This window comes from Campylobacter parajejuni (genome assembly GCF_046764905.1).
Taxonomy (GTDB): Bacteria; Campylobacterota; Campylobacteria; order Campylobacterales; family Campylobacteraceae; genus Campylobacter_D.
In genome coordinates, this window is the sequence record NZ_JBKORB010000004.1 from 127,944 (window position 1) to 144,153 (window position 16,210).

Annotated in this window: 19 protein-coding genes, 4 tRNA genes and 1 pseudogene; 12 read left to right on the forward strand and 12 right to left on the reverse strand. The window is 32.0% G+C overall.

What is annotated here, in order from left to right; translation table 11 throughout:
- The first annotated feature begins 5 nt into the window (after window positions 1-5).
- The 5 genes from rlmN (at window position 6) to ACLL8X_RS05255 (ending at window position 3,725) form a co-directional block, all read left to right on the forward strand.
- Complete coding sequence (rlmN, locus tag ACLL8X_RS05235) at window positions 6-1,076, forward strand: dual-specificity RNA methyltransferase RlmN (protein ID WP_411989872.1); 1,071 nt, start codon at window positions 6-8, stop codon at window positions 1,074-1,076.
- The gene (locus ACLL8X_RS05240) at window positions 1,073-1,174 is read left to right on the forward strand and encodes a hypothetical protein (protein ID WP_411989873.1); all 102 of its coding nucleotides are present in this window, start codon (window positions 1,073-1,075) and stop codon (window positions 1,172-1,174) included. The genes rlmN and ACLL8X_RS05240 overlap by 4 nt, the downstream gene beginning before the upstream one ends.
- A gap of 275 nt (window positions 1,175-1,449) precedes the next feature.
- Window positions 1,450-1,956: a MarR family winged helix-turn-helix transcriptional regulator gene (locus ACLL8X_RS05245; protein ID WP_411989874.1), complete on the forward strand. Its 507-nt coding sequence runs from the start codon at window positions 1,450-1,452 to the stop codon at window positions 1,954-1,956.
- A complete protein-coding gene (locus ACLL8X_RS05250; protein WP_411989875.1) occupies window positions 1,953-2,510 on the forward strand; it encodes a YceI family protein in 558 nt (185 codons plus the stop codon). The genes ACLL8X_RS05245 and ACLL8X_RS05250 overlap by 4 nt, the downstream gene beginning before the upstream one ends.
- A gap of 12 nt (window positions 2,511-2,522) precedes the next feature.
- On the forward strand, window positions 2,523-3,725 hold the full coding sequence (locus ACLL8X_RS05255; RefSeq protein WP_411989876.1) for an MFS transporter: 1,203 nt from the start codon (window positions 2,523-2,525) through the stop codon (window positions 3,723-3,725).
- Between the two features lie 3 nt (window positions 3,726-3,728).
- Here ACLL8X_RS05255 and zupT read toward each other — a convergent pair whose 3' ends face one another.
- The 3 genes from zupT to ACLL8X_RS05270 form a co-directional block, all read right to left on the reverse strand.
- A complete protein-coding gene (zupT, locus tag ACLL8X_RS05260; RefSeq protein ID WP_411989877.1) occupies window positions 3,729-4,577 on the reverse strand; it encodes a zinc transporter ZupT in 849 nt (282 codons plus the stop codon).
- Window positions 4,578-4,667: 90 nt separating this feature from the next.
- On the reverse strand, window positions 4,668-5,264 hold the full coding sequence (locus ACLL8X_RS05265; RefSeq protein ID WP_411989878.1) for a hypothetical protein: 597 nt from the start codon (window positions 5,262-5,264) through the stop codon (window positions 4,668-4,670).
- A gap of 110 nt (window positions 5,265-5,374) precedes the next feature.
- A tRNA-Met gene (locus ACLL8X_RS05270) sits at window positions 5,375-5,451 on the reverse strand.
- 117 nt (window positions 5,452-5,568) lie between these two features.
- Here ACLL8X_RS05270 and ACLL8X_RS05275 point away from each other — a divergent pair.
- The 4 genes and pseudogenes from ACLL8X_RS05275 (at window position 5,569) to ACLL8X_RS05290 (ending at window position 7,689) form a co-directional block, all read left to right on the forward strand.
- A tRNA-Ser gene (locus tag ACLL8X_RS05275) sits at window positions 5,569-5,656 on the forward strand.
- A 128-nt stretch (window positions 5,657-5,784) separates the two neighbouring features.
- The gene (locus ACLL8X_RS05280) at window positions 5,785-6,567 is read left to right on the forward strand and encodes a lipopolysaccharide biosynthesis protein (RefSeq protein ID WP_411989879.1); all 783 of its coding nucleotides are present in this window, start codon (window positions 5,785-5,787) and stop codon (window positions 6,565-6,567) included.
- Window positions 6,568-6,784: 217 nt separating this feature from the next.
- Window positions 6,785-7,341: pseudogene (locus ACLL8X_RS05285) on the forward strand (hypothetical protein); the annotation flags it as partial.
- A 6-nt stretch (window positions 7,342-7,347) separates the two neighbouring features.
- Window positions 7,348-7,689 (forward strand): hypothetical protein, encoded by a 342-nt coding sequence (locus tag ACLL8X_RS05290; RefSeq protein WP_411989953.1) that lies wholly within the window; start codon window positions 7,348-7,350, stop codon window positions 7,687-7,689.
- A 160-nt stretch (window positions 7,690-7,849) separates the two neighbouring features.
- On the opposite strand, the gene ACLL8X_RS05295 is transcribed toward ACLL8X_RS05290, so the two are convergent.
- The 7 genes from ACLL8X_RS05295 to ACLL8X_RS05325 all read right to left on the reverse strand — a co-directional run bounded on the left by ACLL8X_RS05295 (window position 7,850) and on the right by ACLL8X_RS05325 (window position 13,295).
- Window positions 7,850-8,029 (reverse strand): hypothetical protein, encoded by a 180-nt coding sequence (locus ACLL8X_RS05295; RefSeq protein ID WP_411989880.1) that lies wholly within the window; start codon window positions 8,027-8,029, stop codon window positions 7,850-7,852.
- 1,107 nt (window positions 8,030-9,136) lie between these two features.
- Window positions 9,137-9,212, reverse strand: a tRNA-Val gene (locus ACLL8X_RS05300).
- 2 nt (window positions 9,213-9,214) lie between these two features.
- Window positions 9,215-9,290, reverse strand: a tRNA-Ala gene (locus ACLL8X_RS05305).
- Between the two features lie 137 nt (window positions 9,291-9,427).
- Window positions 9,428-10,867 (reverse strand): hypothetical protein, encoded by a 1,440-nt coding sequence (locus ACLL8X_RS05310; protein ID WP_411989881.1) that lies wholly within the window; start codon window positions 10,865-10,867, stop codon window positions 9,428-9,430.
- A complete protein-coding gene (locus tag ACLL8X_RS05315) occupies window positions 10,864-12,012 on the reverse strand; it encodes a DNA methyltransferase (RefSeq protein ID WP_411989882.1) in 1,149 nt (382 codons plus the stop codon). The genes ACLL8X_RS05310 and ACLL8X_RS05315 overlap by 4 nt, the downstream gene beginning before the upstream one ends.
- Window positions 12,013-12,027: 15 nt before the next feature.
- Complete coding sequence (locus ACLL8X_RS05320) at window positions 12,028-13,044, reverse strand: DNA adenine methylase (protein WP_411989883.1); 1,017 nt, start codon at window positions 13,042-13,044, stop codon at window positions 12,028-12,030.
- Between the two features lie 26 nt (window positions 13,045-13,070).
- On the reverse strand, window positions 13,071-13,295 hold the full coding sequence (locus tag ACLL8X_RS05325; protein ID WP_411989884.1) for a helix-turn-helix domain-containing protein: 225 nt from the start codon (window positions 13,293-13,295) through the stop codon (window positions 13,071-13,073).
- A gap of 211 nt (window positions 13,296-13,506) precedes the next feature.
- Between ACLL8X_RS05325 and ACLL8X_RS05330 the strand changes: the two genes are divergently transcribed.
- On the forward strand, window positions 13,507-14,040 hold the full coding sequence (locus ACLL8X_RS05330) for a transposase (protein ID WP_411989951.1): 534 nt from the start codon (window positions 13,507-13,509) through the stop codon (window positions 14,038-14,040).
- Window positions 14,006-14,215, forward strand: a complete 210-nt coding sequence (locus tag ACLL8X_RS05335; RefSeq protein ID WP_411989885.1) for a transposase — start codon at window positions 14,006-14,008, stop codon at window positions 14,213-14,215. The genes ACLL8X_RS05330 and ACLL8X_RS05335 overlap by 35 nt, the downstream gene beginning before the upstream one ends.
- 318 nt (window positions 14,216-14,533) lie before the next feature.
- Here the strand turns inward: ACLL8X_RS05335 and ACLL8X_RS05340 are convergent, their stop codons facing one another.
- Window positions 14,534-14,680 carry a hypothetical protein gene (locus ACLL8X_RS05340; protein ID WP_411989886.1) on the reverse strand — a complete coding sequence of 49 codons (147 nt, stop codon included), beginning with the start codon at window positions 14,678-14,680 and terminating at the stop codon, window positions 14,534-14,536.
- 423 nt (window positions 14,681-15,103) lie between these two features.
- Here ACLL8X_RS05340 and ACLL8X_RS05345 point away from each other — a divergent pair, with 423 nt between their 5' ends.
- Window positions 15,104-15,616, forward strand: coding sequence for a GNAT family N-acetyltransferase (locus ACLL8X_RS05345; RefSeq protein WP_411989887.1), 513 nt, complete (start codon window positions 15,104-15,106; stop codon window positions 15,614-15,616).
- Here ACLL8X_RS05345 and leuD read toward each other — a convergent pair.
- Window positions 15,608-16,210 carry a 3-isopropylmalate dehydratase small subunit gene (gene leuD, locus ACLL8X_RS05350; protein WP_411989888.1) on the reverse strand — a complete coding sequence of 201 codons (603 nt, stop codon included), beginning with the start codon at window positions 16,208-16,210 and terminating at the stop codon, window positions 15,608-15,610. The two genes, ACLL8X_RS05345 and leuD, sit on opposite strands and share 9 nt — an antisense overlap.

Genomic DNA, 16,210 nt, shown 5'->3' on the forward strand with positions numbered 1-16,210 from the left:
TAATTTTGAAAGAACTTGTTAATATTTTGGATTTTTTACCCGAAGAATTAGAAGAAAAAATTAAGCCAATGTTTCGTGTGAAACAAATTTATCAATGGATTTATCAAAAATACGCCGATAATTTTTCTGATATGTCAAGTTTGCCAAAAGATTTGCGTTTGGAACTTGCTCAAACTTTTCATTTTTCTCCCATAAAATGTGTTAAAAATGAGCAAAGTAAAGATGGAAGCATAAAATATCTTTTTGAACTCATTGATGGTTTAAGAGTGGAAAGCGTGCTTTTGCCTATGAAAGAAGAAAAACTAGATGAAAAAGGTAAGAGAATTTCTCACGCAAGATATACCATCTGTGTTTCTTCTCAAGTGGGTTGTAAAAGTGGTTGTAGCTTTTGTCTCACGGCTAAGGGAGGTTTGAAACGCAATTTGAGTGCGGGGGAAATAGTGGGACAAATTTTGTGGATAAAAAAGCAAAATCATATCCCCTATGAACGCCGTGTGAATATAGTCTATATGGGTATGGGCGAGCCTTTAGATAATCTTAAAAATGTGGCTAAGGCTGTGAAAATTCTTTCACAAAATGAAGGACTTGCCATAAGTCCCCGCCGTCAAACCATCAGCACCAGCGGTCTAGCCAAACAAATCAAAGAATTAGGACAAATGAATTTGGGCGTTTTACTTGCCATCTCACTACACGCTGTCAATGATGAGCTTCGCACCGAGCTTATGCCTATAAATAAGGCTTATAATATAGCAGCCATTATGGATGCGGTGCGGGATTTTCCCATAAACCAAAGAAAAAGGCTTATGTTTGAATATCTTTTAATCGATGGCATTAATGACAAACTCGAACACGCCAAAGAATTAGTCAAACTCTTAAAGGGTATTAAAGCTAAGGTAAATTTAATACTTTTTAACCCCCATCAAGGCAGCCCATATAAAAGACCTAGCTTAGAAAATGCGATAAAATTCCAAGATTTACTGAGCCACAAAGGCATAACTTGCACTATAAGAGAAAGCAAGGGGCTTGATATTTCAGCGGCTTGCGGACAACTTAAAGAAAGGGCAAAAGAACAATGAACGCACTAGATATTTTTGAGCTTATTTTTATAGCAGTCGTTGTGATTATAGGACTTGGCGGTATCATTTATGTTTTAAAAAATGAGAATAAAAAATGATAGTTATGTGCTTGAAAATAAACCATTTTAACGATATATAAGCTTGATTTTGCCTACTTAATTTACACCATAAAAATTCCCAACAAACCGATAAAATTTCAAAACTCCAAAAACAAAAATATAATTTTTACTTAAGTTTTTAATTGCATCTTCAAATTTTTAAGAAATTTACACCCAATAAAATTTACACCCAATATTGACTTTTTTGCCTTACTTCGCTAATATTCATTTTTAATTACTATAATTTATAGTGAATTTAATTTAAAAGGAAAAATATGTCAAACAATAAACAAGAATGTGATATTTATGCTTGCATAGGCTTTCTTGCTACAACTTTGCGTAATCACATAGCACCCAAATTTGACGCACTGATTGCCCCACTCACGCACAAACACGCGGGAATACTTTGGCGTTGCCTTACTCAAGAATACTCACAAAACGAGCTTTGTGCCTACTCTCAAAGCGATAAAAACTATGTGCGTATGCGGCTAGATGATTTAGAAGCCTTAGGACTTGTAAAGCGTAAGCAAAATCCCAACAATCGCCGCGAAAATCTTATAAGTCTTAGTAAAAAAGGCGAGGAAATAGCACAAAAAAGCTATGAGCTTATGCTTGAAGTGCATAATGAAATTTTATTACAAAGCCTAGGAGCCAAAGGTATGGCACAACTACAAGAGCTACTATTTAAAGCAGTTAAAGCTTGCGAACAAGCAGAGCCCACACAGAATAAAAGCAAGGCTCTCGCACAAGAATTACTACAAAAATTAAAGGAAAAACAATGACAACTTCTCACAAAAAACCATTTCTAAATTTCTTTTTACTTATGCTTATTACACTAAGCTTTGCAAACGCACAAGAGTATCACATAATGCCCCAATCTCATATAGGCTTTAAAGGAAGCAAATTTTTATTCATAGGAGTTGAAGGAACTTTTATACGCTATAAAGGCGAAGTATCCATAACTGATGGTCGTATAGAAAAGCTAAGTGGCGAAATAGAAGTTAATTCCGTAGATAGTGGCAACAAGACGCGTGATGAAAATATACGCGGAGAAAGCCTACTTGAAGGCGATAAATTCCCCATTATAAGCTTTGTGATGAAAAACTATGAAGCATTAGGGCAAAGCACAACAGGCAAGGTGCTAGGCACACTTAACGCACACGGTGTAAGCAAAGATGTAGTCCTTACAAGCACACTAACCCCTACCCAAGAAGGCTACACCTTGCGTTTGCAAGGCAGTGTCGATGTCAAAAAGGATTTTAAAATGGAAAGCTGGAGCGTGATGAGTAACACCATAAATATAAATGTCCTACTCATACTAAAGCCCGCATCATAAAGGAATGGGACAATGAATGAGTTTAACCGTCTAGAACGAAAGCTTATAGCACTTACCGATAGGATAAGCTTTAAAATGGCTCTCTTTAGTGCAACACTCATGACTATGCTAGGACCTATTCTCATAGCTCCTGCCCTGCCTACTATTGCCAAGCACTTTAATTCCACTCCCCATATTGAAGTGCTAACGGGCTTAAGTATGACTATCCCTGCTCTTTTTGTGCTACTACTAGCTCCTATTGCGGGTATGCTTATGGATAGATATGGACGGCTTAAATTTATCTATCCTGCGATGGTGGTATGGATACTTTCCGGACTTGCTGGGGGACTAAGTGAGAGCATTTATGCCTTAATCATTTCGCGTTGTGTTTTGGGTGTAGCCACTGCCTTTATTACCACAGGAGCGAGTGCCTTGCTAGGAGATTATTATATGCTAGGAGCAGGTAGGCGTGAGAAGGCACTAGGAATGCAAGGCTTTGTAATGGCACTAGGTGGGGCAGGTATGACAATGATAGCAGGACTAGTCGTGGGGCTAGGCTGGAGATGGGTATTTGGAATATATGGCGTGGGAATTGTGATTTTTACTCTTTGTGTATGGAAACTCTTTGAGCCACGCACCCATAAATACCTCTCACAGCCCACGCACACAAGCTCTGTAAAGGTCTCGTGGAGAGATTTCCTGCCCTTTGTGCCTTTGTATTTTGTGGGCTTTTTTATGAGTTTTGTATATTATCTCGTGCCTGTGGAATTTCCGCACTATATCGCTGATGTGCTTGGACTATCAAGCAGACTTTCTGGCTTAGCTCTGGCTGTGCCTATTATAAGCTATGGTCTATTTTGCTTCTTGTATAGCAAGGTGGTAGCTAAATTAAATACGCATAAAATTTATATCATAGCATTTGGTATAGAGTTAATAGTTTTTGCTCTGCTTGGAATGTGGCAAAATACCATACTTACTTTTTGCGCTCTTTTTGTTTTTGGTATGGCAGGTGGCCTGATAATGACAAATAACTCCGCCCTACTCTTTGCCAAAGCTCCCGCCTTTATGCGTGCAAGAGCCTATAGTGTGCTAGCTAGTTCTATGTTTATCGGGCAACTCATATCCCCACTCATTACCACACCCATAAGAAAAGCATTGGGCTATGAAGCTTTATTTTTTATACTGATGGCATTAACGATGCTTGTGTGTCTATGGAGTATTAAAAAATTACGCTAAATCCTAGCCCAAAAGCCAAAGGCTTAAAGCCATCACGCCCATTCCTGCTATAAGCCCATAAAGACTATCATGAGCCTTATCATAGGTCTTTGCCGTAGGCAAAAGCTCATCAAGAGAGACAAAAACCATAATCCCCGCCACCACAGCAAAGCTAATCGCTAAAATAAATTCATTCATAAAAGGCAGTAAAATTAAAACCCCTACAATTGCCCCTAAAGGTTCAGCAAAACCCGATAAAGTAGAATAAATAAAAGCCTTTTTCTTATCACCCGTAGCGTGATAAATCGGCAAAGATACAGCCAAACCTTCAGGGATATTGTGAATAGCCACAGCTATGGCTATGGCTACACCCAAGCTTAAATTTTCTATGCTTGAAACAAAGGTAGCAAAGCCCTCAGGAAAATTATGCGTAGCTATGGCTATGGCTGTGAAAATTCCTGTGCGTTTGAGTGCTGTTGTGCTAGGTTTTAAAACTGGTTTTTCTATTTTTTCAAGCAAGGAACAAAATTTAATCTCGGTATAATCTTCTCTTGGTTCGTGAGGATTAACATCTCGTGGTATGAGTTTATCGATAGCCAAAGAAATTCCTATGCCTATAAAAAAACACAAAATAGCAAGTAATTCGCCATTACTGGAGTTATAATAACGCGTAAAATCCTTAAAAGCCAAAGGTAAAAGCTCCATAAAAGAAATATAAAGCATAATGCCTGTTGAAAAACCCAATCCAAAAGAAAGCATACGATAATCATCTTTTCTTGAAAAAAAGGCAATTACCGAACCTATGGTTGTAGAAAAACCCGCAAAAAGTGTCAAAGCCATAGCAATTAAAATTTGATTAAAACTAAATTCCATACTAAATACCTTAAATTTTTACAAAATAATAATATTTTTTGATTATATTTTGCTAAAATCAAGATAAATTCTAATAAGATTTTAAGAAGTTTAACTCTGTTTCCATAAATTGATTAAACCCCCTGTTTTAGCATTAAGTGGGTCGGTATTTGGCATAGCAACTTTAGCGATATTTGCTTGTGCAGTTGCAAGATAGGCAATGTCATCACGACACACATCGGCACGCTGATTGATGGGATATGCACCCACCATACAAAAATCACTACTTGCTTTTACTTGTTTGTGTCCAACTCCAGCAGGTATAATTAAAACATCGCCTATACCTACATCGATGATTTTTCCACCTTCTCCGCCTATTTGTAATTGTGCATTTCCTACAAAACACGCTACACATTCATGTGCTTTAGAGTGAAAATGATGAAAAGAAAAAATTTGATAACGCCAAGCACATTGCCATGAATTTTGCGTAAATAAATTCTCTAAATAATCCGCTCTATCTTTTACATCCTTAGGAATGACTGAGCTATAAAACAACAGGGGAAATTTAGAATTAGGTATGCCTCCATTTACTCCACTTGTAAAAATAACTTGTGGTGTGTAAAGTGCGTGGTTATTCGCCTTTAACTTTTGCTTACCAAAACCCAAGAGCAAAAGCGAACTCATACCCAAAAAAGCTCTTCTATTCATAAAAATCCTTTGTATGGTTTATCAAAACATTATTTTATTAGAACTATAATTTAATAGAATTCCATAAATTAAAGTCTTAAATCACAATTAAAGAAAGTTTAAGTTACAGATGGTGTCAAGGGGGAGACTTGAACTCCCGACCTCCGGCTTATGAGACCAGCGCTCTAACCAGCTGAGCTACCCTGACTAGAAAGAAAAACATAATTATACTACTTTTTACTAAAAATTTTCTTGATTTTTAAAAATTTATCTCATTTTTTAAATTTATTTTTAAAGCTTTTATAGATATAATAAAGCTTTTCATAGACAGGTGTCCGAGCGGTTGAAGGAGCACGCCTGGAACGCGTGTAAAGTGCAAGCTTTCGAGGGTTCAAATCCCTTCCTGTCTGCCATTTAAATATCCAAAACGCTACTATTTTGCCAAAAAATTTTATTTGTAACTCTTTGTTTTTTTTTTGATAAAAAACATTATTAAAATTTTTCACTTAGGAATTTTATAATGTTGCAATCAAGATTATTTATGAATTTAAAAGGAATAGGAATATCTTTCATACCGAGATATTTTTTTCAAATGAATTTACATAAAATTTTTAACGATATTTTAAAATACAATGCCAAAGAACTAGAAGAAATACAAGGTCGAGTTAAGTATTATAATAAAATTAATGAATTTTTTATACCCAAAGAGAAAGAAAAGATAGGAAAATTGCCTTTTAAAGATACTTCTTATGCTTATGATGCTTATGAAATCAGTAAATATTTTAAAGACAAATTTTTATGGAATAAAGTATTTGGCGATGTAAGACACGCTTTTAAAGAAGCGACTATTTGCAAATCAAGACCCCTAGAAAACAATACAAATAATATTTTATTAAAACTTGACAAAAATAGACATTTTCGTTTTATAAAAGACAATACAAGCTATGAAAATAAAAAAGATATAGCGATTTTTAGGGGTGCTGTCTATCAAGAACACAGAAAAGAATTTTTTCATTCATACTTTAACAAAGCATTTTGCGATATAGGAGATACTTCAAAACAAGCTAAGGCGTGGAGAAAAAATTTTTTAAGCAAAAAAGGGCAAATGAAATATAAATTCATCATTTCCTTAGAAGGCAATGATGTGGCGAGTAATTTAAAATGGGCAATGAATTCTAATTCTTTAGTTTTAGCTCCAAAAATGACTTGTGAAACTTGGTTTATGGAAGGGACTTTGAAGCCAAATTATCATTTTGCTTTAATTGACAATGAGAATTTACCCGCACTCCTAGAACATTTTAAAATTATCCAAAAGATGCCCTAGAAATCATCAACAACGCTCATCAATATATCAAGAAATTTTTAGATAAGAAAAAAGAATTTCATATAGGAATTTTGGTTTTAGCTAAATATTTTTATTATTCTAGGCAACTTGAACTCGATAAAGAAAGAGATATTTTAGAATTAATTAAATAATGAATTAGTCAAGTTAATTTTTAGGTGCGTTTGCTATATAAAAAAGTAGAAGCGAATTTGACTTAATCGAATTAGAATTTTCACAAGGAGAAGAAAATGGGCAACAGAACAGAGAATTATCCAAACATAGAGAAATTACAGGTAGCACTGAACGAACTAGCATTTCATCAAATACACAAGCGTGGATAGACAAGAAAATTCCATAATACAGCCTGATAATACTAGAAAGATGGACGGAGTTTTATCCCAACACAATCAAGAGTCTAGGAATGTCGGACTTAATGACACTAGCATTACCACAGACACAAATGGAATTAGCAATCTTGGAGAGCAAAGAAGCAAACAAGAAGAGAGAACAGGGGCTAATAGATATGGAAATACTAGCAGAAAAACAAATCAATCTCAATCAATACATAGCGATAGAGCCCCAAATTTATTCTCCTTTATTTCAAGAAATGATGGATATGAAAGAAGAAGCCTCAAATCTGGATAAAAATTAGATTTTATAAGCGATGATGAAATCTATCTTGGTTCTTTAAAAGATAGATTTCAAAAAAACCTTCAAGCTATTAAGCTTTCAAAACTATTGAACAAGAGAACCCGCTTTGTAAATAACCAAAAAGACTTTATGGAAAAAGAAATAAGAAAACATTTAGACAATCCAAATTTAAGGGGAATGGTAAGCACACAAGAAATGCTTTCTTTTCCTAAAATAGCTAAGAATGTAAAGCCTGATATTGATAAAAGAACTAAAAACTTTACTTGGAAAGTTAAAGCCAATGATGAAAGTGTAATAAGACATGGTAGTAGAGAATTTATAAAAAATAATGAAAATATTAACAGACTTTTGACTATTTATTCTGAAACCGAATATGAAGAAAGACAGGATAGGGGCGAACGGGGTCAGCTTCGCCGAGAGTTTAATGACCGCAATTTTATTCGTCCTATTGATAATGTCATACCGCAATAAAACAAATTTGCAAAGGATTTTAAAGCAAAATTAAAAGAATTTAACACCAAAAACAAGAACTATTTTTCAAACCAAAGAACAGAAGTCGAGAGAGTTTTTATAGTACTAAATGTTCTAGATTATTGAGATAATTTTCATACCATTGTAATAACTCTCGCTTTTATACTATTGTGGCTTTTTCTCTCTCATAAGGAAATTTTATTTGATTAAGTTCTTTGTGTGCTAAAACACTTTTAATAACTTCTTCGTTAATATTTAGTTTTAAAAGCTCTGCTTTGTGTTGAGAACAGATAGTTCTAAAAGTCGCTCTAAATCCGTGAGAACTTGCTTTTTGTGCCATTTATTTTTTGCCCCTAAGTTTTTAATTGCTTTTCCTATGCTATCCCTATTTATATGGGTTATGGCCGGAAAAATAAAAACACTAATTTTTCTACTGAATAAATATTGTTCTTTTAAAATTTCTATCATTAAATTGGTAAACGGAATATTGTGTGCTATTTTTGTTTCGTTTGCTGGTATAGTCCAAATTTGTTTTTCAAAATATATGTGTTCCCATTTTGCACTAGCAGTATTAAAAGCTAAGAATTTGTAAATACAAGGCTCTTTTTAGTTTGTTTTTCCATTTTTTAAATCTTGAATAAAATTTGCTAAATCTTTAGTACAAGTGAGTGCTGAATATCTGGTATCAATGTTATGTCTATTTTGAAATCTCTTTGGAGAAATAAATTCATCTTTTAAATTACTATTTGGGTCAAAGTCTAAATACCTATCTTTTAAAGCAATTTTAAAAACACCTTGCAAATATCGTTTCTAATCGGCTTGTATAGGGATTATTTAGATGGTAGATCATTAAATATACAGCGTATTTTATATTTTTTACATTTAAATCACCTAAACTAGACAAAAGATATTTTTCACTCATTTGAATAATTTTTTTAATATAGTTTTCGCTTAGATATTTTTTGTGTTTTTGCTCCATATAAATAGCAAAAAGATTTTTAAATTTATACTTTTTATCCCCATTTTTTAGCGTTTGTATATCCTTGTTATCCTGCAATGCTTTTAGGAAACTAATAGCTTCTTTCCTTGCTTCTACCACACCATGAATGTTTTCTCTAAATTCTTTTAATTTTATACATCTATCATTAATTTTGATATTAAAAGTTTTTATGCCACTTGGGTATGTTCTTTTGGATTGCCTACGGCTTTTTTGTATCGTTTATTGCTAGGTTTTAAATTTCTAATATCTTTATCTTATAAGCTTTGTTTTGCTATATTTGCTATCATTTTACTTTAAAAAACCCTATTGGACTTTGAGAACCTTAATTAACCAGAAATAATTATAACATAGAAGAAATTAATTGAAATCAAAAAGCATTGGAATGACTTATTTATGGTAATTAAAGAGATATTTTTAAAAACAAGAGAAAATCAATGGAATATAATATGGTGGCTCCGATTGGACTTGAACCAACGACCACTACCATGTCAAGGTAGTGCTCTACCAACTGAGCTACGGAACCTATGGTGGAGCATAGCGGGTTCGAACCGCTGACCCCAACGCTGCCAGCGTTGTGCTCTCCCAGCTGAGCTAATGCCCCTTTAAAAGTTGAGATTTTAGCCTAATATTACTTTTTTTTGGCTGAAAACCAAAATCAAATTTGTAATTTATAATGCAAATAGCTAAAATTGACACAGATGAATACATAAAAGATTTATTTTTATGAAAATTTTAGAATTAATTTAATCCATAATATGTACGCAAATGAAAAATCGCTTCTCCAAAAATTTTTGGAGAGTGTATTTGTAAAATTGTCTTACCATTTTTTGTTAGAACAAAACCTATTTTTGGTATGTCATTAAAATTTATCTTAGGAAAACTCAAATTTGATATTTCATCAATTTCTCCACCAAACAATACAACTGTTCTTATAATTTCATAATCTTCATAATGCTTTTTGATGTATAAATTTTCAAAAGCATCATAGTTTTCTAGCTCGTCTATACCGCATTGAACCTTTATGAATTTTTTGCCTTCAATATTTATTATCTGTTCCCTATCAAAGTCTGCCAATACCAAATCGGGTATAAAAATTCTTGCATTTTCGTTACCATTTTTGTATTCATCTCTATTTTCATATTTTTCAACAGTCAAATTTTCATTATTTTGAGTTATAAAATAACCCCTTTCGCAACCTGCGTGATTTTCATATATAGCTCTTGCTCTTGTAAATTCCTCTACAACTAAATGCAAAAATATTGTAGCTATTTTTTCGCCTTGCATTTCATAGTTCCAATAACTATCATTGTTTTGTATTGTTGGCAAATTAATGTTCTCTAACGAAATATCAAGCAAATTTGCTATTGAAACAAACTTGTTACCTCTGCCAACTTGATTTTGTGAAAGATTGTGCGAAGTTATTTCTATTTTGCCCACATAGCCCAAAGCTCTAAGTGTAGCCGATATTAAACTTAAAGCACCTATATTAGGGTCATGAGACAATGAGCCACCTTTTTCCAACCTACCTGAAATTGTGATTTTATTTTCTGATTTGCTAATTAGAATAGGTATATTACCTCTTGGCGGCAGTCTCATAGAATTTTTAAAATTTATGAGTTCATCAATACTAACAAATGGCGATATTGCACAATCATCTAATGATTTTCCTAAAATTTGAACACCAAGTGTTGCTAAGCATTTTGAGCCAAATATGTTTGTAAGCGTTGGATTTTTATCTTGCCCTATCCTTATAGAATAGAGCATTATTTTTTTAATATCTTTATAATACAAATCAATAAACACAAACTTAGAAGCTCTTTGAAAAACACCTGTATTTCTACTCTCGTAATCGCTCGTTTTTGTTTCCTCAATAGCGTAAAGCGGTATATCTTGTAAGGGATTAGGTATATTATCTTGGTAAAAAATTAAAAAATCCGTAAAGCTAGAATTTCCAGATACTACAAATAAAAATACATTTTTTATAACAGCAGAATGAACTCCTAATATTTTATATTCAAAGCTGAAATCTCCATTTATATTTAAAATAGGCACAATAAATAGATTTTGTTCTACAAAAAAAGAAATTCCATTATCATCAGCAAATTTCTTAATTATGTTAAATAACACATCTCGTTTTGGTCTTTCCTCTGTTAATATCCATAAATTACTACTTTTCACGCTTTTTCCTTTCTGAAAACCATAATATATTGATGAATTTGATTTGCAACGAATGCAAATGGATAGCCATAAGGATATAGATTTACATTTAAATCTGCCCAAATTTTAGTTCCTAAATATTTAAGGTTTTTTAGAGAATTTAATTCATTTATCACATCTGCGTGAAGTAAATTTGCGTTTTCTTTGTTTGGTTGCATATCTTTTATAAAAACAACAATATGTCCTTTTTCTTTCAAAAATTTTAAACTATCTTTTACACTTTCCTTAAAATTCAATATAAATTTACCCCAATCCATATTTCCTAAATCCACTTCCATATTAGTAAAGGGTGTTGGGGAAGTATCCTTGCCTTTTTTCATAGCTTCGCCAGTTTTATTTTTAGCCATCATATCGCCATAAGGCGGGTCAATCAATATTAACGAAGCTTTATTGTTATTAAAAATTTTATTTATCTGTTTTTCATCTTTTAAAATTTTTAAACTATCTCCACAAATAAATATTTGCTCTTCTAAATTAAGATATTTATTTGCTTCTTGATATGCGTTGATATATTTTTGGTTCAAATCAATTCCAACAGCTTTTCTATTGCATAGACTAGCTCCAAGCAATGTTCCGCCAACACCTGCAAAAAAATCAAAAACAAGTTCATTCTCTTTTGTAAAAAACTTAATTATATCTCTCATTAACTGTGGTGGTTTTGGCGATGGGTGTATTTTTCTTATGTGATGGGCATAACTATCATCGCCATTTGTTAAATATTTTGTTGAGATTACTGAATTTAAAAAATAAGTCCATTCGCCGCCGCTAAGGTCGTTTAATTTATTTTGTAAGCTATATTTTTTACCATCGCTTGTTATAACTACATTTTTACTTTCGCCTAGAACATAAGCTTTTTCTATATCATCTTTTACCCAACTTGGGAGTGTCTTGATTTGTTCTTTGCTTAGTGCTTCTATTGCTCTATATTTTATTTTTGTTTCATCGTTTTTTTTAATTCTATTTTTATTTTGATATTCTTTTATTTTTGTCGTAACAACATCTTTTACCGATTTCTCAATTTCACTTAGAATTTCATTGCAATTTTCAATCTTTTTCTTTTTTAAAAGATTTGTAATAAATTTTTCATCTATGTAGTTGTAAAACATCTTATACCTTCATGTCTATTTCTCGATGTAAAAAAGCAATTCATTGACATCATTTTTTGCTTCTTTATTGCTTTTATATCGTCTATATGGTATTTTTTCGCACTTATAAGTTGTCTCTTTGCCATATTTTTTTAATGTATTCTCTATATCCATCTCACTTATAATACCCTCACTGTTATAGCTTAATATTATGTGTTTAAAGTCGGCTCTATTGACTAAATTATCCAACTCCAATCTAGCTTTTGCTTTTATACAAAAATTGGATTTTAAACTCGTATAATCTCGCACACCCGTAACACCACTTATTTTAGGATAATCATATCTAGCAATAGTTTCCAAAATGTGATAATTCGGTGCGTATTGTCTTGAATTGTAGGGTGGATCTATGTATAGGACATCGCCACTTATTTTATCTATTAAGGAATTACTATTTTCGTTAAAACATAAATTGTTTGTTTTTTTGTAAAAATCTATATCTAATAAAGACAGCGTTAATGGCTTTAGACTGCGCTTATCCCAAATTTTAAGATATGCACCATAAGTTCCTGTTGTGTTTGAAACCAATGAAACAGCTTCAATAAGTGAAGCAAGTAAATAATAATATTCGCCTTGATTTATTATTTCATCTTTTAAAAATTGCTCTATTGATTGTCTAATATAATCAATTTTTAAAGCATTTTCAACGCTAAAATATAACCTTTGACAATTTTCATTTGGCGAATAATTTTCATATATAAACGGCTTATCCAAAAAATTGTAAGAGCTAATTTTCTCATTAAAGTAGTCAATGGGGTGGTCATTAAAATAAGCTATAAATTTTGAAAATTTTGGCTCTTCATATAATTGCAAGTAAGCCTTTTGCAATATGAAAGAAAAATATAATATATCGTTTGATATTAAATTGTAGCTTTTTTTAAAATATTTACCAACACTAGCAGTTCCTGCAAAAATATCACATAAGGTCTGTGTGTTTTTTGGAATAAAATTAGATATTTTGTCTAACAAAAGTATTTTTGAACCTATATATCTCATTAAATACCACTCTTACTTTTTATTCCTTATTTCCACTCTCTAACAACCTGAATTATATCATCATCTTTTAGTTGCGATAACATATCAAGCACTGCTTTCATAGCGATAGGCTCATTTGTTTCTCTAAGCCACTCTATATAAGTTCGCTCTGATATGCCTAGCCTATTTGCCATCTCTCTTTTGGTAATATTTTTTAACTCTTTTGCTTCAATTAGTTTATGAATTTTATGAATTATTTGTGATAGTTTCATATTTTTCCTTTTCTAGTATGAGATTATACATTATAAATCATAAAAAATATATAAATTTTTAAATTTATTACATTTATATGTAAATATTTTAGCTTTATTTAATATATGTATAATACTAACATTATAAAATAAATAATATACACCAAAAGGACATAAAACGGCACATCATTTCTTACTATCATCAAGTGCTAGAAAGTTATCGCTTCTAAAAATAGCTAAAACGAGTGATGATAAAGCGTTAAAGATGTTTGTAAATATTAGGTGGCATAACGGCAATCCTATATGTCCGTATTGTGGTAATGTGGATAAAAATTTATCTTATCATTACAAAAATAAGCATAATGAGTGTCAAAAGAGATTTAGCGTAACAAGTAGCACTTTATTTCACGCTCATAAACTACCACTTCAAACGCTATTATCAGCTATCGTGCTATTTGTAAATGCTATTAAGGACATCCCAGCACTTTCAACAAGCCGTGATTTAGATGTGCAGTATAAAACGGCGTTTGTATTACTTCATAAACTTCGTGAAAGTCTTATTGATTATCAAAGCGATGAGTCATTTAGTGGTGTTTGTGAGATAGACGGAGTATATGTGGGCAACTACATAAGACCAAAGAATAACATATATGATAGAATAGATAGGCGAAAGGCTTTTAAGCCAAATAAGCGAGTGGTCATCTCACTTCACCAAAGAGATGAACTAGGCAGTGGGGCTAGTAAGAGTAGAGTATATGGGAAGTAGTGGCGAAAATAATAATCAAGTAAAGAGCTATAATACTAGATTTAGAAGGCTACAATACGGACAATGGCATAGATTAAGCATTTTATATCTTTCAAACTACGCAAATGAGATAACTTATAGAGAGAATACTAGACAGCTTAATAACGGCACTATCTTTAAGCAAATGCCTTGTTAAACCTATCTCAAATGAGTTTTGCGGATACTGGCAAGGCAATCACAGAGTAAGCGAAAAGTTGGGTGTTAAGATAATCTCATAGGTGTGAAATCTTGTTTTATTATGTTTCTTTGTTTTGGTTTGTTTAGTGTGTAGTGGATATTTTGTCTAAATTTAGCAACAAAATAACAATCGGTAGTAGAATTTACAAATAAATAGTCACTTATTTCATCTGCTGTGCTAGGCTTGTTTTTAAGACATTCTAAGATTTTATTAGTTAGTTCGCCACACTTAAAATATGAAATAGCCTTAACGCTTTTGATTTTGATTTCATTTAGTTTAAAATTTGTCAAATATTAGTATGGTCTTGCTTGTAGTTTCAAGCTCATTTGTGAGCGTTCTTATTGACTCTTTTTGATGAGTGATTTGCCCTTGAAACTCTGAATGTTTGGCTGTGAGAGCTGAAATGATATGGGATTGTGGCATTTATATTCCTTTTAGTTTTTTTAAATTTAAAAGGAATTTTAGAATGTTTATAAATATTAGTTAAAACACAAATTACGGATTTATAGCATAAAAAAGATTAAATTAATTAAGACTATCGAAATAAACCATAAAATATATAGTTTAAAAATATATATTTATAATATAACTATAAAATGTAGTTTTATTCTTTTTATAAAAATTCCTTTTCTCATTAAATTATTAGAATAAAAAGTTATAATAATCTCGCTAAAAAAAGAAGAAAGGATAAAGATATATTCGAGTGATCCTTCCTTCTTTATATTTTAATAAGGTTATTTTTGGGGTTCTTTGAAAAATATAAAAAGCTATAAATACCTAAAAATAAGTATTTATAGATATTGGTTAAAACTCAATCGGAGCCACCATCCTTGTGAAAGGACTACTATGCAAAACATAGAAAAAGCCCAAATCAAAGACCTAAATTCCATACTCGCAATCACAAAAGATGCCTTAAATGCTATGAAGGCTATGAATTTTCATCAATGGGACGAAAACTATCCAAACAAAATCATTTTCCAAAAAGATATAGAAGCAAAAGAGCTTTATGTGTATAAAGAATATGATGAAATTTTAGGCTTTATTTGTATCAATGAAAGTTTTGAACCTGAGCTTTACAGACAAATTAGCTTTAATCAAAACTATGACAAAAAGGCTTTTTATCTGCACCGCCTAGCAGTGAAACAAAGTGCAAAGGGTAAAGGCATAGCAAGAAAGCTTTTGAATTTTTGTGAAGATTTTGCTATTAAACACCACAAAACAAGCCTAAGAGCCGATACCCATAGTAAAAATTTACCTATGAATTCGCTCTTTAAAAAGCTAAATTTTAACTTTTGTGGGAATTTCAACATAGACTCTCACCCAGAACCTTTTTTTGCTTATGAAAAACTCCTAAACTAAAAAGCTTTTGGATTGTTTCTCATAAGCTTTGATTTGTTCATCATATTGCAAGGTCAAGGCTATATTATCAAGTCCTTCTAAAAGGCAAGTTCTGTGAAATTCATCTAAATCAAAAGAAAAATTTTTATCCTTAAAAAACACTTTTTTTTCTATCAAAGAAAGTTCTATATTTTTATCCTTAGCCTTTTTTAGCCCCTCAACTATTTCCAAAACCTCATCTTTAACAAGCTCTATGGTAAGCAAACCATTGCCTAGTGCATTATTTTTAAAAATATCCGCAAAAGAAGGTGCGATAATAGCCCTAATACCATAATCAACCAAAGCCCAAGGTGCGTGTTCCCTTGAAGAACCACTACCAAAATTTTCAAAACTCACCAAAATAGTAGCGTTTTCATACTCCTTTTTATTGAGATTAAAATCAGGATTTAAAACACTTTCCTTATCATCTAAATAACGCAAATCGTGAAACAAATGCTTTCCAAAGCCCTGTTTTGAAACTGCAAGCAAAAACTGCTTAGGGATAATTTGGTCTGTGTCGATATTAGCATATTCTAAAGGACAAGCTACGCCCTTATGTGTGGTAAATTTTTGCAT

Bases quoted from the DNA above. Each gene is read 5' to 3' on its own strand.
- ACLL8X_RS05240 (WP_411989873.1), top strand. From the start codon at position 1,073: ATGAACGCACTAGATATTTTTGAGCTTATTTTTATAGCAGTCGTTGTG.
- ACLL8X_RS05245 (WP_411989874.1), top strand. From the start codon at position 1,450: ATGTCAAACAATAAACAAGAATGTGATATTTATGCTTGCATAGGCTTT.
- ACLL8X_RS05250 (WP_411989875.1), top strand. From the start codon at position 1,953: ATGACAACTTCTCACAAAAAACCATTTCTAAATTTCTTTTTACTTATG.
- ACLL8X_RS05255 (WP_411989876.1), top strand. From the start codon at position 2,523: ATGAATGAGTTTAACCGTCTAGAACGAAAGCTTATAGCACTTACCGAT.
- zupT (WP_411989877.1), bottom strand. From the start codon at position 4,577: ATGGAATTTAGTTTTAATCAAATTTTAATTGCTATGGCTTTGACACTT.
- ACLL8X_RS05265 (WP_411989878.1), bottom strand. From the start codon at position 5,264: ATGAATAGAAGAGCTTTTTTGGGTATGAGTTCGCTTTTGCTCTTGGGT.
- ACLL8X_RS05280 (WP_411989879.1), top strand. From the start codon at position 5,785: ATGAATTTAAAAGGAATAGGAATATCTTTCATACCGAGATATTTTTTT.
- ACLL8X_RS05290 (WP_411989953.1), top strand. From the start codon at position 7,348: ATGGAAAAAGAAATAAGAAAACATTTAGACAATCCAAATTTAAGGGGA.
- ACLL8X_RS05295 (WP_411989880.1), bottom strand. From the start codon at position 8,029: ATGGCACAAAAAGCAAGTTCTCACGGATTTAGAGCGACTTTTAGAACT.
- ACLL8X_RS05315 (WP_411989882.1), bottom strand. From the start codon at position 12,012: ATGTTTTACAACTACATAGATGAAAAATTTATTACAAATCTTTTAAAA.
- ACLL8X_RS05320 (WP_411989883.1), bottom strand. From the start codon at position 13,044: ATGAGATATATAGGTTCAAAAATACTTTTGTTAGACAAAATATCTAAT.
- ACLL8X_RS05325 (WP_411989884.1), bottom strand. From the start codon at position 13,295: ATGAAACTATCACAAATAATTCATAAAATTCATAAACTAATTGAAGCA.
- ACLL8X_RS05340 (WP_411989886.1), bottom strand. From the start codon at position 14,680: ATGCCACAATCCCATATCATTTCAGCTCTCACAGCCAAACATTCAGAG.
- ACLL8X_RS05345 (WP_411989887.1), top strand. From the start codon at position 15,104: ATGCAAAACATAGAAAAAGCCCAAATCAAAGACCTAAATTCCATACTC.
- leuD (WP_411989888.1), bottom strand. From the start codon at position 16,210: ATGCAAAAATTTACCACACATAAGGGCGTAGCTTGTCCTTTAGAATAT.